The organism is Curtobacterium sp. DN_7.5, from assembly GCF_022655355.1.
Taxonomy (GTDB): Bacteria; Actinomycetota; Actinomycetes; order Actinomycetales; family Microbacteriaceae; genus Curtobacterium; species Curtobacterium luteum.
Map to the genome: position 1 here is coordinate 48,315 of NZ_CP093378.1, position 11,806 is coordinate 60,120.

The window sequence follows — 11,806 nt, forward strand, 5'->3', positions numbered from 1 at the left end:
GGGAGGACGCTCAGCCGTTCGGTCCCGGACGGCAGCCGGTTCCCGGACCCGATCCCTACGCTCGCGGCCGAAGCGGACCGTTGCCGGAACGCACGGAGGACGAGGACGACCGATGGCACGCACACCCACCACACCCCGCGCACGACGTGGCGGAGCACTCCTCGCCGGGGGGCTCGGCATCGGGCTCGTCGTGGGGCTCGCCGTCGGGGGGCTCGCCGTCGTCGGGCTCGGCGGCTGGAGTGCGAGCCACGCGGTGGCGGTGTCGGGCGGGCAGGCAGCGGCGACCTCCACCGCGCGGGCGCAGTCCTCGCCGCGACCCGTCCCCACGTACACACCCGTCCCGACCTCGTCCCTGGGCATCCCCGCGACCGAGTCACCCGCGGGGTCGACGGCTCCCGGCAGCGTCGACCTCGCGACCACCTGGACAGCGCCCGCGGACATGCCCTCCGCGGGGCGGTTGCTCCACGAGACGATCCCGGCCACCACCAGCCACTTCGTCGCCCGCCAGGCCCTCGTCTACCTGCCCCCGGCCGCGCTCACCGCCGACCCGCCGCACCTGCCGGTCGACGTCCTGCTGTCCGGGCAGTCGCGCGGTGCCGGCCCGAACGACGTCCAGAGCGGCGGGCAGATCGAGCAGACGATGAACGCGCTCGCGACCGTCGACCGCGGTCTCACGCCGATCGTCGTGGTGCCCGACCAGCTCGGCCCCCGGTCGGCGAACCCGATGTGCGTGGACGGCGAGCTCGGGAACAGCCGCACGTACCTGACGAAGGACGTCCCCGCGTGGATCACGAGCCACCTCACGGTGCAGACCGCCGCGTCGGCGTGGACGATCGGCGGCTTCTCGCAGGGCGGCACGTGCGCCATCCAGCTCGGCGCCGGTGACCCGTCGCGGTTCGGCAACCTCATCGACGTGTCCGGGGAGGACGGTCCGACGCTCGGGAACACGGCGGAGACGATCGCCGACGGGTTCGCCGGCAGCCGCGCCGCCTGGCTCGCCGCCCAGCCCGAGGCGCTGCTCCGCGCGAACGCCCCGTACCGGGACACCAACGCGTTCTTCGCGGTCGGGCAGCTCGACACCACGTACGGGTCGGTCATGCCCGTCCAGGCGGCACGTGCCCGGGCAGCAGGCATGCACGTCGCCACCTGGGTCGTTCCCGGCGACAAGCACAACTGGACGACCGCGCGGGCGGCACTCGCGGCGGGACTGGCGTGGATGCAGTCGCGGATCGGGTTGGCGCCGGCCGACGGTTAGCGGTCCCCGACGCTCGGCTGCTGCTGGGTGATGCAGTGCAGCCCGCCGCCCCGGGCGAACACCTCCCGCGCGTCCACCGACCGCACCTGGCGCCCCGGGTACACGTCGGCGAGGATGCCCCGAGCCCGATCGTCCGCCGCCGGTTCCCCGAAGGCGCACGCGATCACCGCACCGTTCACCACGACGTGGTTGACGTAGTTCCAGTCGACCGGGCCGTCGTCGTCGGTCAGGGTCGGCGGCGCCGGGAGCTCGACGATCGTCGCGTCCGTCGCCTGCTCGAGCGCCGCCCGGACCTGCGGCATGACGAGGTGGTCGGGGTGGCCGGCGTCCGGCTGGGCGTGCAGCAGCACGACGTCCGGGGACGCGAAGGTCGCCACCATGTCGACGTGCCCGCGCGTCCCGAGGCCGTCGTAGTCGCGCGTCAGGCCACGGGGGAGCCACACGACGTCCGACGCCCCCACCGTCCGCGCGAGCTCCTCCTCGACCCGTGCGCGGTCGGCGTACGGGTTGCGACGAGGGTCCAGCTGCACCGTCTCCGTCACGAGCACGGTGCCCTCGCCGTCGACGTGGATCGCACCGCCCTCGTTGACGAGCAGCGACGGGATGCGTTCCGCCCCAGCGGCCTCGGCGACGACCGCGGCGATGCGGGCGTCGCGGGTCCAGGTCGACCAGGCGTTCGCGCCCCAGCCGTTGAAGACCCAGTCCACCGCGCCGAGGCGCCCGTCGTCGAGCACGAACGACGGTCCGGTGTCGCGCATCCAGAAGTCGTCGAGCGGTGCCTCGAGCACGTCGACGTCGCCGGACAGGAGCCGGGCGGCGTCCGCCCGGGCGACCGGGTCGACGACGACCGTGACCGGCTGGTGATCGACGATCGTGTTGGCCGTCGTCGCCCACGCTGTCCGTGCGGCCTCGGCGCTCGCCGCGTCGTCGCCGAGGGTCGCGCCAGGACGCGGGAAGGCCATCCAGGTCCGGGCCTGGGGTGCCGTCTCCGCCGGCATCCGCCAGCTCATGCGCCGGCCGCCGCGGTCTGCGGGCCGCCGGCCCGGTGGGTGGTCGACGCATCCGCCAGGGAGGCACGGATCGCCTCGTCAGCGCCGTACCCGTCGCGCAGACGGTCGACCGGCGCGGTCAGGGTGGCGTAGAGGTCCGGTCTGCGGGTCACGTAGAACGGGAACAGCCGGAGCCACTCCGCGCGCGCGTCGAGGTCCAGGTCCGCCACGAGCACCGCGTCCGCGTCCCGCGGAGCCTCGACGAGGACCCGGCCGAACGGATCCGAGATGAACGACGAGCCGTAGAACGTGATCGCCCCCTCGTCGCCCCAGCGGTTCGGCACGACCATGAACTGTCCCGCGGTGATGCCGTTCGCGACGATGACCTGCCGCCAGATCGGCGCCGTGTCGAAGTCGGGGAAGGTCGGCTCGGAGCCGATCGCCGTCGGGTAGGCGAGCACCTCGGAGCCGGCGAGTCCGTAGGCCCGGGCGACCTCGGGGAACCACTCGTCCCAACACGTCGGCAGGCCGACCCGGGCACCGAGTCCCGCCGGGTCGTGCACGGGGAAGGGGTCCGTGTCGGGTCCGGGGCGGAAGTAGGTGTCCTCGTAGTACCCCGCGCTGATCGGGATGTGGGTCTTCCGGGTACGGCCGACCAGCGTGCCGTCGGGAGCGACGAGCACCGCGGTGTTGTACCCGCGCGGGTCCTCGGGCTGGTCGTCGTCCGCGGGGCGCTCGTACAGCGACGCGTGCACGAAGACGCGGTGGCGCCGTGCCTGATCGCGGACGAAGCGCATCGTGGGGCCGTCCTCGATCGACTCCGCGCCGTCCTTCGGCACCCCGCCGGCGGGGGTGTCACCGGGGTACCGGGAGAGCGTGAGCTCCTGCAGGAACACCGCGGTGGCCCCGTTCGCCGCCGCAGAGGCGATGCCGTCGGCGAGTGTGCGTTCGTGCTCGTCGGGGTCCTCGTGCCAGCGCGTCTGGACGAGCGCGACACGGACCCGGCGGCGAGCCGCGCCGGTGTCCTGGTGCAGGGGGGACGGCTGGTCTGCGGCGGTGATCACGTCCATCCCGTCATTGTTGACCATACGATCAACGATGACAAGAGCGCCGAGGTCCGAGTTGTATCGAGGCATGACCGGAGCGATCGTGAACCCCCTCGGCTTCTCCCACGTCCGGCTCACCGTCACTGATGTCCGTCGGAGCAAGGCGTTCTACGAGCTGCTGTTCGGGATGCCGCCGGGGAGCGACTTCAGCGACGAGATCGACGACCCGACCATCCACGACGACCCGTGGCGCACGTACGGCGGCTGCTCGTTCACCTTCGGCGGACAGACCCTCGGGCTGCGACCCGTCGCCCCGGTCGACGACCGGTTCGACCCCGATCGGGTGGGTCTCGACCACGTCAGCTTCCGTGTGGCGAGCGCGGATGACCTGCATGCGGCGGTCGACCGACTCGACGCCGCTGGGATCGAGCACGGTCTGGTCACCGACCTTCCTCCGTTCGGGCTCGTCATCCTGTCCGTCCGCGATCCGGACGGCATCAACCTGGAGTTCGCGGCGCCGCGTCCCTGACTGTCCGGAGTCCGCGCACGTCCCCCGGACGTCCACGCGGCGCGGAGCCGTCCGGGCGTTGTGTGGTCCGGTCACGACGCAGGAGGAGACATCATGAGCAAGACCTGGTTCATCACCGGAGCATCGAAGGGCTTCGGCCGCGAGTGGGCGGAGGCGGCGCTCGGACGCGGTGATTCCGTCGCCGGCACGGCCCGCAACCCCGATGACGTGCGTGACCTCGAGGAGCAGTACCCGGAGACCTTCCTCGGGCTGCGACTGGACGTCACCGACCACGACGCCGACACCGCCGCGGTTCGGCGCGCAGCCGAGCACTTCGGCTCGCTGGACGTCGTCGTCAACAACGCCGGGTTCGGCCACTTCGGCATGGTCGAGGAACTCACCGAGGACGAGGTGCGTGCACAGCTCGAGACGAACTTCTTCGGGGCGCTCTGGGTCACGCAGGCCGCACTGCCGATCATGCGCGAGCAGGGCTCCGGCCACATCGTGCAGGTGTCGAGCATCGGCGGGATCAGCGCGTTCCCGACCGTGGGCGCCTACCACGCCTCGAAGTGGGCGCTCGAGGGCCTCTCGCAGTCGCTGTCGCAGGAGGTCGCGGACTTCGGCATCCACGTGACCCTCGTCGAGCCGGGTGGGTTCTCGACGGACTGGTCCGGACCCTCGTCGAAGCGGAGTGCGGAGCTCGACGCCTACGACGACGTCCGCGAGGCAGCATCGAAGCGTCCGTCCGCCGCGGACCCCGGCAAGCCCGAGGCGACCCGCTCGGCGATCCTCGCGGTCGTCGACGCAGACGAACCACCCCTGCGCGTGTTCTTCGGCAAGGCTCCGCTCGGGATCGCGGAGCGGGACTACGAGTCGCGGCTGGCGACGTGGCGCGAGTGGCAGCCGGTCGCCGAGCAGGCGCACGGGTCCTGATCGCCCGTCCGTCACGACTCCGGGTCAGTTGATGATGTTGACCGCGCGCGATATGACGAGCGCCAGCAGGATGAACCCGCCGACCGCCTGGTAGGCCATGATCATCTTCGCCCGGACGGTCAAGGGCATCGTGTCCGTCGGACTGAACGCCACCATGTTCGTCATCGCCACGTAGAGGTAGTCGAGGTAGACGGGTCGCCACGACGCCTTGCTCGGATCGGACTCCTGCGGGAACAGGAAGTCGGCCTCGTCGCTCGCCCAGAGTTCCGGCTGCCGACGCGCGACCGGGCCGCCGCGGTCCAGCTCCCAGTACACGAGGCCGAACGCGATGATGCTGCTCACCCAGACCTGCAGCGCCGTGAGGAGCACCGCGCCGCCGTCGGGGTGACCGTGCAGGAGTTGGTCGACCGTTCGCACGACGGTCGACTGGTTCGCCACCGTGAGCAGGACGGCGAGCCCCGTCGAGAGCCAGCGCGACCAGGTCGTCTCGCGGGTGAGGCGTCGGGGGTTGAAGACGATGAGCGGTGTCAGGAGCAGGACCCCGAGCAGCGGGACGACCCACGACGGGAAGAACAGCACCTCGTCCGGCAGGAAGAGGCTCAACGCCAGGTTGACCAGCACGGCGACGGCGACCGGTGCGCGGTGCTCGTGCTGGTGGAGGGGCCGCGTCGTCGTCACGGTCCGAGTGTGGCACCGCTGCAGAGGTCGGCGGCGGTGCCATCCGTGCGGACCCTCTCAGCCGACCGCCCTCCACTCGCCGGGGCCGGGGACGGGGACGGGGACGTCAGACGCGGAGCGGCCCGGCGAGGGACGCCGGCGTGACGTCGTGCCCGAGCAACCGCCCGGCAGCCCGCAGCCCGGACAGCAGCGCCCCGTGCACTGTCGCAGGGTCGTCGCCCCAGGTGGCCTCCCCGGCGAGCTGGACCCGGCCGCACCGCCCGCCGAGCCGATCGTGGTCGTCCGTGGAGGCCCCGACGCGCAGGAACGAGTACGACCCGAGGGCGAACGGGTCAGCCGCCCACCGGGTGACGCGCACCGCCTCCGGCTCCGGGACCGACGGGCCGAACATCCGCCGCAGTGCGGCCAGCCCTTCGTCGACGATGATGGCGTCCGGCAGCGACTCGATGCGCCGGGCGCCCGCTCCGCCGAGCAGCGCCGCGAGCACCGGTTCACCGGTCACGCGGGACATGTCGTACCAGGAGTGCCAGTCGACCCCGGCGGGCCCCTGCTGGCGGACGACCCAGTCGTCGCCCCAGAACCGCTCGGGGAAACGCAGGAACACCTTGTCGTAGACCCCCATCCCGAGCCGGCCCATCGCGTCGAGGACGTCCGGCTCCAGCGGCGGCTCGAACGTGACCGAGCCGGCCTGCAGGACACCGAGCGGCACGGTGACGACGACCTCGGCAGCGGTGACGACCGTGCCGTCGGCGAGCTCGACGGCGGCGCCCTGCGGCGACTGCCGGACGGCGCGCACGACCGCGCCGAGCCGCACGTCGAGCCCGTCGGCGAGGGCCCGCGCGTACTGGCCGTACCCGCCGGGGAACACGACCTCGTCGCCGGGCACGTGCTCCTCGTCGAGCCCGTGCGCGTCGAGCACCGTGACGGGTGCGCCGCAGAGGTCCTCGGAGCGGTGGGCGGTGTACTCGCGGACGCGTGCGGCCCGGTCGCCCTCGATGTGGAGGTCGCGCAGCACCGTGTTCACCGCCACGGCGTACGTGGCCGGGGGCGGGGCGTGTCCGACGACCGCGGGCAGCGCGGCGTCGAGGGCGCGCAGGTCGGCGACGAAGGACGCTGCCTCGGCGTCGGTGAGCCGGCGACCGGACGGCGCGTGCCACCCGATCGGCCGACCGTCGAACTGGAAGCTGCCGACGGTGAACTCGACGGTGTCGATGCCGAACGCCGGCGCGAGCTCCCAGAGCGGGTTGCCGTCGACGCCGTGGATCCACGAGGCGCCGAGGTCGACCGGCACGCCGAGCTCGTCGTCGGTCCAGGTGCGGCCGCCGATGCGGTCGCGGGCCTCGAGGACGACGACCCGCTTCCCTCCCTGCGCCAGGGCACGTGCCGCCGCGAGACCGGACACGCCTGCCCCGACGACGACGACGTCGGCACCCGGACCAGGGACGTCGGACATCAGTGCCCTCCCGTCAGGGGCGCCATGAGCCGCGCCGCGAGGCTGGGCCGGCCGGTCAGCGCTTCCTCGCGGTCGGCGAGGTCGGTGGCCACGAGTCCGGCGTTCGTGCCGAGGAACCGGAGCGGCTCGGGCTCCCAGTCCGGCGACCGGTGGTTCACCCACGGCAGCGCGGTGAGCGGCGAGGCGACCCCGCGCACGAGGTCGGCGAGCGTCCGCCCGGCCAGGTTCGTCGTGGAGAGTCCGTCACCGACGTAGCCGCCGGCGGTCCCGACGTGGCCGTCCCAGGTCACCGAGGCGCACCAGTCGCGCGGGACGCCGAGCGGGCCGCCCCAGGTGTGGGTGATCGGCGCGTCGCCCACGGCGGGGAAGAGGTCGACGAGGGCCTTCCGGAGGTGCTCGAACACGCGGGGCACCCGGTCGTGGCCGGGCTCGATGGACGACCCCCAGTGGTAGCGGGCACCCCGTCCGCCGAAGGCGATGCGGTCGTCGGCCGTCCGCTGCCCGTACACGAGGAGGTGCCGGTAGTCGGAGAACGTCTGCCCGTGCTCGAGGCCGATGCGGTCCCACACCCCGGCGGGCAGTGGTGCGGTCGCGATCATGAGCGAGTACAGCGGGAGGATGCGCCGTCGGGTCTGCTCGAGCTGCGCGCCGTAGCCCTCGACGGCGATGACGACGGCGCCCGCCGTGACGGTCCCGCGTGACGTGACCACGCGGCCGCGGTCCCAGGACGAGGCGGGCGTGTGCTCCGCGATCCGCACGCCCCGTGCCTCCAGGGCGGCCGCCAGGCCACGGACCAGCGCGGCGGGCTGCACCCGCGCGCAGTCGGGGGTCCAGGCGACGCCGGCGGTGCCCGCCGCGTCGCCCGGACGCGCGTCCCGGTACGTCATGTCGTCGCCCCAGGCGACGGAGGCGGCGACCTCGTCGCGTGCCGCGCGCTCCTGCACGGCGGAGCGCGCGTACAGCACGGTCCCGCCCTTGACGAAGTCGCAGGCGACGCCCGCCTCGGCCGCGGCACGGCCGACCTCGTCGACCGTGCCGCGCATGGCCGCGCGGAGCGCCAGGGCTGCGTCCCGACCGTGCCGTTCGGCGATGGACGCCGCGGACGCCGGGAAGAGCGCGGAGCACCAACCGCCGTTCCGTCCGGAGGCGCCGAACCCGGCGATCTCGCGTTCCACGACGACGATCCGGAGGCCCGGGTCGGCCTGGTGCAGGTACCACGCGGTCCAGAGACCCGTCAGTCCACCGCCGACGATCACGACGTCCGCGGTCGTGTCGCCGTCGAGCGGAGCCCGGGGCGTGAGGTCGTCACGCCCGCCGGCGACGAGCGCGTCGAGCCAGAACGAGACGCCCCGGTACCCCGACATGGTCAGATCTTCGTCCAGGCCTCGGTCAGGACGCTCCGCAGGATCGACGTCATCTCGCGGAACTCCGGCTGCCCGATGGTCAGCGGCGGCGCGAGCTGCACGACGGGGTCCCCGCGGTCGTCGGCGCGGCAGTACAGCCCCGCGTCGAAGAGCGCCTTCGACAGGAACCCGCGCAGCAGGCGCTCCGACTCGGCGTCGTCGAACGTCGTCTTCGTCGCCTTGTCCTTCACGAGCTCGATGCCGTAGAAGTACCCGTCGCCGCGGACGTCGCCGACGATCGGCAGGTCGCGGAGCGTGTCGAGCTCGGCCCGGAACAGCGGGGCGTTCTGCTGCACGTTCTGCAGCAGCCCCTCCTCCTCGAAGATGTCGAGGTTCTCCATCGCGACGGCGGCCGACACCGGGTGCCCGCCGAACGTGTACCCGTGGTAGAAGGTCGTGTCGCCCTTGGAGAACGGCTCGAACAGCTTGTCGCTGATGATCGTCGCGCCGATGGGCGAGTACCCCGAGGTCATCGCCTTGGCGCACGTGATCATGTCGGGCACGAAGTCGTAGGTGTCGCACGCGAACATGGTGCCGATCCGGCCGAACGCGCAGATGACCTCGTCGGACACGAGCAGCACGTCGTACTCGTCGCAGATCTCGCGGACGCGCTGGAAGTACCCGGGCGGCGGGGTGAAGCAGCCGCCCGAGTTCTGCACCGGCTCGAGGAAGACCGCGGCGACGGTGTCCGGACCCTCGAACTCGATCATCTCGCGGATGCGCTCGGCCGCCCAGAAGCCGAACTCCTCCTCCGAGCCACCGGCGAAGCCCATCTCCTCGGCGCGGTAGTAGTTCGTGTTCGGGACCCGGAAGCCACCGGGCGTGAGCGGCTCGAACATCTGCTTCATCGCGGGGATGCCGGTGATCGCGAGGGCGCCCTGCGGGGTGCCGTGGTACGCGACCGCGCGGGAGATCACCTTGTGCTTCATCGGCTTGCCGCGGAGCTTCCAGTAGTACTTCGCGAGCTTGAACGCGGTCTCGACGGCCTCGCCGCCGCCGGTCGAGAAGAACACCTTGTTGAGGTCACCCGGGGCGTGGTCGGCCAGCCGGTCGGCGAGCTCGATCGCCGCCGGGTGCGCGTACGACCAGATCGGGAAGAACGACAGGGTCTCGGCCTGCTTGGCGGCCATCTCCGCCAGGCGCTTCCGACCGTGCCCCGCGGCGACGACGAACAGGCCGGAGAGCCCGTCGATGTACTGCTTGCCGTGGCTGTCGTAGACGTGGTGCCCCTCGCCGCGGACCATGATCGGCACGTCGGCGCCCGCCTGGTTCGCGCCGTGCCGGGCGAAGTGCATCCAGAGGTGGTCGCGCGACTTCTGCTGCAGCGCGGCGTCGTCCACCGGGGCGAACGGATCGTAGGACCCCAGGCGTGCACGTGGTTCGGAGATGGTCATCGCGTTCCCCAGTCGTAGAGCTGTTTGCGGAGTTGCAGGTAGACGAAGGTCTCGGTGCCGGCGACGCCCGGGATCGCCCGGATCGTGCCGTTGAGCAGTTCGATGAGGCCGTCGTCGTCCTCGCAGACGACCTCCACCATGAGGTCGAAGCTCCCGGCGGTCATGACGAGGTAGTCCACCGCCGGGAGCCGTTCGAGTGCATCGGCGACGGTTCGGGTGTCGCCGCTGACCCGGATGCCGATCATCGCCTGACGGTGGAACCCGAGCTGCATGGGGTCCGTCACCGCGACGATCTGCATGACGCCGGTCTCGGTGAGCTTCTGCACACGTTGACGGACCGCCGCCTCGCTGAGACCGACCGCCTTGCCGATCTCGCCGTACGGGCGGCGTCCGTCTGCCTGGAGTTGCTCGATGATCCGTTTCGAGGTCTCGTCGATCGGTCCCGGACGTCGTGGTGCTGCCGCCATGCCGGACAGCATGGCAGCGGCATCCCGACCGCGCAAGGGATTTCGTTGTGAACACGATGTTTCGCGACGATTTCCGTTGTTACGGTTCTCCACAACCCGCGGAATCTTCTTCCGGAGCAGCGCATTCCGTGCCAGTATCGCCGCCATGCTGGACAGTGACACAGCCTCCCCGGGCCGCGCGACGGCGGTCTCGGGCGCTGCCGCGATGGGCGGGACGGCCAGGGGCGTGCTCCGGAACGTCATCGGGGGCGAGCAGGTCGACGCGCGCGGCGACGCGACCATGGACCTCGTCGCACCGACGGACGAGCACGTCTACGGCACCTCGCCGGTCTCCACCGCCGAGGACGTCGACGCCGCCTTCGCCGCCGCGAGCCGCGCGTTCGACGGGTGGCGGCGCACCACCCCAGCGGAGCGGCAGCTCGCCCTGTTCCGGATCGCCGACGCGATGGAGCAGCGCGCCGAGGAGTTCGCCGACCTCGAGGCCCTCGACACCGGCAAGCCGCGTGCGACCCTCGTGCAGGACGAGATCCTGCTGTCCGTCGACCAGATCCGCTTCTTCGCCGGGGCCGCACGGAACCTCGAGGGTCGCAGCGCCGGCGAGTACACGCCGGACCACACGTCGTTCGTCCGCCGCGAGCCGATCGGCGTCGTCGCCCAGGTCACCCCGTGGAACTACCCGCTCAACATGGCGGTGTGGAAGGTCGCCCCGGCGCTCGCCGCGGGGAACACGACCGTGCTCAAGCCGAGCGACACCACGCCGCTCTCGACGCTGCTGCTCGCCGAGGTCGCTGCGGAGTTCCTGCCGCCCGGGGTCCTCAACGTCGTGCTCGGCGACCGGACCACCGGCGCCGCGATGATCGACCACCCGACACCCCAGCTGGTGAGCATCACCGGCTCGGTCCGGGCCGGCATGCAGGTCGCCCGCGCCGCCGCGTCCGACCTCAAGCGGACGCACCTCGAACTCGGCGGCAAGGCCCCCGTCATCGTGTTCGACGACGCCGACGTCCCGTCCGCCGTCGCCGGCATCGTCGCCGCGGGGTTCTTCAACGCCGGCCAGGACTGCACCGCCGCCACCCGGCTGCTCGTGCAGGACGGCATCCACGACGAGTTCGTCGCGGCCCTCGTCGCCGAGGCCCGGACGAACGCCCGGACCGGCCCGGACGTCGCGGACCCGTCGTTCGGGCCGGTCAACAACGCCGGCCAGCTCGCCCAGGTCCGGTCCTTCGTCGACACCCTGCCCGACCACGCCACGATCGAGACCGGCGGGCACCGCATCGGCGACCGCGGCTTCCACCACGAGGCGACGATCGTGTCCGGGCTCCGGCAGGGCGACCGCGCCGTGCAGCAGGAGATCTTCGGCCCGGTGCAGACGGTGCAGCGCTTCTCGACCGAACAGGAGGCGCTGACCTGGGCGAACGACGTCGAGTACGGTCTCGCGAGTTCGGTGTGGACGACCGACCACGCCAGGGCCATGCGCTTCGCCCGAGACCTCGACTTCGGATGCGTGTGGATCAACACGCACATCCCGATCGTCGCCGAGATGCCGCACGGCGGCTTCAAGCACTCCGGCTACGGCAAGGACCTGTCCCAGTACGGGTTCGACGACTACACCCGCATCAAGCACGTCATGTCCTACATCGGCTGATCCCGACCCCGACCCGCGCACCAGCAGCAGGAGGC

Annotated in this window: 11 protein-coding genes; 4 read left to right on the forward strand and 7 right to left on the reverse strand. The window is 72.1% G+C overall.

The annotated features are described in order from the left end of the window. The first annotated feature begins 112 nt into the window (after positions 1 to 112). Positions 113 to 1,255: an alpha/beta hydrolase gene (locus MON03_RS00225; protein ID WP_242089774.1), complete on the forward strand. Its 1,143-nt coding sequence runs from the start codon at positions 113 to 115 to the stop codon at positions 1,253 to 1,255. On the opposite strand, the gene MON03_RS00230 is transcribed toward MON03_RS00225, so the two are convergent. Both MON03_RS00230 and MON03_RS00235 read right to left on the reverse strand, forming a co-directional pair. Next, positions 1,252 to 2,265 carry an agmatine deiminase family protein gene (locus tag MON03_RS00230; RefSeq protein ID WP_242089776.1) on the reverse strand — a complete coding sequence of 338 codons (1,014 nt, stop codon included), beginning with the start codon at positions 2,263 to 2,265 and terminating at the stop codon, positions 1,252 to 1,254. The two genes, MON03_RS00225 and MON03_RS00230, sit on opposite strands and share 4 nt — an antisense overlap. Beyond that, on the reverse strand, positions 2,262 to 3,314 hold the full coding sequence (locus MON03_RS00235; protein ID WP_242089777.1) for a nitrilase-related carbon-nitrogen hydrolase: 1,053 nt from the start codon (positions 3,312 to 3,314) through the stop codon (positions 2,262 to 2,264). Before MON03_RS00235 ends, MON03_RS00230 begins: the two co-directional genes overlap by 4 nt. A 64-nt stretch (positions 3,315 to 3,378) precedes the next feature. On the opposite strand from MON03_RS00235, the gene MON03_RS00240 reads away from it, so the two are divergent. Next, complete coding sequence (locus MON03_RS00240) at positions 3,379 to 3,819, forward strand: VOC family protein (protein WP_242089779.1); 441 nt, start codon at positions 3,379 to 3,381, stop codon at positions 3,817 to 3,819. Between the two features lie 93 nt (positions 3,820 to 3,912). Further along, the gene (locus MON03_RS00245) at positions 3,913 to 4,731 is read left to right on the forward strand and encodes an SDR family oxidoreductase (RefSeq protein WP_022905117.1); all 819 of its coding nucleotides are present in this window, start codon (positions 3,913 to 3,915) and stop codon (positions 4,729 to 4,731) included. Between the two features lie 24 nt (positions 4,732 to 4,755). Here the strand turns inward: MON03_RS00245 and MON03_RS00250 are convergent, their stop codons facing one another. From MON03_RS00250 to MON03_RS00270, 5 genes are all read right to left on the reverse strand, one after another. Beyond that, positions 4,756 to 5,409 carry a hypothetical protein gene (locus MON03_RS00250; protein WP_229728111.1) on the reverse strand — a complete coding sequence of 218 codons (654 nt, stop codon included), beginning with the start codon at positions 5,407 to 5,409 and terminating at the stop codon, positions 4,756 to 4,758. Between the two features lie 106 nt (positions 5,410 to 5,515). Beyond that, positions 5,516 to 6,862, reverse strand: coding sequence for a flavin monoamine oxidase family protein (locus MON03_RS00255; protein WP_242089781.1), 1,347 nt, complete (start codon positions 6,860 to 6,862; stop codon positions 5,516 to 5,518). Continuing rightward, entirely contained in the window at positions 6,862 to 8,226 is a 1,365-nt protein-coding gene (locus MON03_RS00260) for an NAD(P)/FAD-dependent oxidoreductase (protein WP_242089783.1), read from the reverse strand. Before MON03_RS00260 ends, MON03_RS00255 begins: the two co-directional genes overlap by 1 nt. 2 nt (positions 8,227 to 8,228) lie before the next feature. Next, entirely contained in the window at positions 8,229 to 9,659 is a 1,431-nt protein-coding gene (locus MON03_RS00265) for an aspartate aminotransferase family protein (protein ID WP_022905113.1), read from the reverse strand. After that, on the reverse strand, positions 9,656 to 10,138 hold the full coding sequence (locus MON03_RS00270; RefSeq protein WP_031274587.1) for an Lrp/AsnC family transcriptional regulator: 483 nt from the start codon (positions 10,136 to 10,138) through the stop codon (positions 9,656 to 9,658). The genes MON03_RS00265 and MON03_RS00270 overlap by 4 nt, the downstream gene beginning before the upstream one ends. Before the next feature lie 193 nt (positions 10,139 to 10,331). Here MON03_RS00270 and MON03_RS00275 point away from each other — a divergent pair, with 193 nt between their 5' ends. Continuing rightward, the gene (locus MON03_RS00275; protein ID WP_175327524.1) at positions 10,332 to 11,771 is read left to right on the forward strand and encodes a gamma-aminobutyraldehyde dehydrogenase; all 1,440 of its coding nucleotides are present in this window, start codon (positions 10,332 to 10,334) and stop codon (positions 11,769 to 11,771) included. The last annotated feature ends 35 nt before the right edge of the window (positions 11,772 to 11,806 follow it).